This is a genomic window from Ideonella sp. B508-1 (assembly GCF_000333615.1).
GTDB lineage: Bacteria > Pseudomonadota > Gammaproteobacteria > Burkholderiales > Burkholderiaceae_C > Ideonella.
Map to the genome: position 1 here is coordinate 1 of NZ_BADL01000329.1, position 2,121 is coordinate 2,121.

General features: G+C 71.7%; 2 protein-coding genes. Both read right to left on the reverse strand.

The window, feature by feature from the left end:
- A partial coding sequence (locus I73_RS28025; RefSeq protein WP_040500389.1) for a HAMP domain-containing protein occupies positions 1 to 1,543 on the reverse strand: 1,543 nt, incomplete at its 3' end.
- A 22-nt stretch (positions 1,544 to 1,565) separates the two neighbouring features.
- Positions 1,566 to 2,121: DUF4390 domain-containing protein (locus I73_RS28030; protein WP_306304234.1), on the reverse strand; the 556-nt coding region annotated here is incomplete at its 5' end.

The following is a 2,121-nucleotide window of genomic DNA, read 5'->3' on the forward strand; positions in this document are numbered from 1 at the left end:
CGTGGGCCAGGCGGCGGGCCACCTCGCCCCAGGCCTCGCTGCGCTGGGCCGACACGACTTCGGTGATGTCGTCGAACACCACCAGGCGCGCGCGCCCCGGGAGCTTGGCCCCGCGCACCAGCAGGGTGATGGCGGCTTCGCCCAGCGGCAGCTCGAAGGACTCCTGCCAGTGGTCGCGCTCACCGGCCTCGGGGCTGCTGTCCAGCAGGTCGAAGCGGCGCCAGATGGCCGAGGCGAAGTCCGCCAGGCCGGGCACCTCGCCCAGTGAACGGCCCACATAGGCCGACAAGGGCGCGCGCAGGATGCGGGTGGCGCCGGGGTTGACGGTGTCGATGGCCTGGGCGCGGTCGAACATGATGACGCCGGCGGTCAGGCTGTCCAGGATGGTCTGCAGCCGGGCCCGGGCGCCGTCAAGCTGCTTCATGCTGCGCTCGGCCTGGGAGCGGGCGCTGCCCAGCTGCTCGGTCATGTCGGCGAAGGTGCGGGTGAGCTCGCCGATTTCGTCGCGCGAGGTGAAGACCGGCTTGGCCCCCAGGTCGCCCGCGGCCACTTGGCGCATGCCCTCGGCCAGCAGCAGCAGCGGACGGGCCAGCTGGTTGCCCAGCAGCACGGCCAGCACCACGGCCCCCAGCACCGAGAGCACCATCGACAGCGTCAGCGTGCCGATGTACATGCGGCGCAGCCCGTCACGGGCGATGTGGCGCTGCTGGTATTCGCGGTAGGCGGCCTGCACGATCAGGGCATTGCTGGTCAGCGCCCGCGGCAGCGGCTGCACCACCATCAGGTAGCGGTCCTCGCGCTGGGACAGGCTGAAGTGCGTGTCCGGCAGGCGGGCCAGGGCCCGCAGCTGGGCCTGGGGGGCCGATTCGGCGCTGCTGACATCGTCCTCCAGGCCTTCGATCTGGCTGGCCGACTGGTTGAGCCGCGCCTCGCGCAGCAGGCCGGCCGCCGGACGTTCCAGCCCCAGGGCCGTGCTGGTGCTGGCATTGGACAGCACCTGGCCGTTGGCCGACACCAGGGCCGCCTGGCGCGCGCCCAGTTGCTCGCGCAGCCGCTCCAGCCCCAGCAGCTCGGGTTCGGTCGATTCGGCCAGCCGGTCCGCGGCATTGCGGGTCTTGGCGACCAGATCGGCCGACAGGGCCTGCAGCGTGCCCTTGCCCAAGGCCAGGCCGGCGTCCAGCGCGCGCTCCACCCCGGCGTCGAACCAGGCTTCCACGCTGCGGGAGACGAACTGGTAGCTCACCGTGTAGATGAGCGCCCCCGGCAACACCCCCACCAGCGCGAAGATGCCGGCGAGCTTGAAGAGCAGGCGGCTGCCGAACTTGCGCTGGCGCAGGCGCACGGCCAGGCGCACCGCGGCGGCCAGCAGCACCATCACCAGCAGGGCCGCCACACCCACGTTGACCCAGAAGAGCCAGACGAACTGCTGCTCGTAGCCCAGGGGCCGCTGGGCCACCAGCGACAGCACGAAGGACAGGACCAGCCCCGTGCCGGCGATCACCAGCAGGCCGATGGCCCAGACCCACATGGCGGAACGTTTCATGGGCATGGGCCGGACGATCGGCTCACTCCAGGCGCAGCGTGCGGTCGACCGACAGGCGCCAGTCGGACTGGACGGTCAGGTCCAGTTGCAGCGGCCGGGGCAGCTGGCTGTTGTCCAGCCGGTAGCTGAACTCGACGTAGTACTTGTCCGTGGCGTCGACCTGGTCGGCATCGGCGATGCGCCAGTTGCTGGCCCGAGAGACAGCGCCCAGCGCGCCATCGAGCGACTGGAAGGACTGGCTGAACGCCCCCAGGCTGACCCGCCAGGACGAGGTGAGTGGCTGGTAGGAGACGCGCCAGGTGCGGGTGGCGCTGGCCACCCGCTCGTCGCGCCAGTACCAGCGCGGCCGGAAGACCTTGGCCTCGGCGGTGAAGTAGACCGGCACGCCGCGGCGCAGCGCATCCTCGACGGTGCGGCCCGGGGCCAGGCGCACCTCGAAGTCCAGGTTCAGCCCGCCTTCACTGCGGCTGACGGACAGCGCGGGCAGCTCGATGCCCTGGGCCCCACCGCCTGGCTGGACAGCAGCCCCCACAGCAGCAGACCGACAAGCACGCTGCCCCATGCCCGCAGCCAAACGG